We start from the raw sequence: 274 nt of genomic DNA, 5'->3' as shown, positions 1-274 counted from the left end.
TCTAAATATATTAAATTTTTTGAATATTATTGACTGTTTACTTCGTAAAATGATAATATAACGATATATTTACGCTATCTACGTTATTTATCATATAAAAGATGCTTTATACATAGGTAGTCCACACTGCAATTTTTGCAGTGTTTAATATTTATTATAAAGAGGGGGTATTTCAAGATGAAAAGGTCTTTAAAAGTTTTATTCTTCCTATTGGCAGCAGTTCTGCTCATGCTTAGTGCATGTGGAAAAGAGGAGGCAGCCCAACCTGCTGAGG

The sequence above is a fragment of the Bacillus sp. JJ1532 genome, assembly GCF_036965085.1.
Taxonomy (GTDB): Bacteria; Bacillota; Bacilli; order Bacillales; family Cytobacillaceae; genus Cytobacillus.
The sequence above is the reverse complement of the archived record's forward strand: the minus strand, read 5'-3'. Positions refer to the sequence as shown.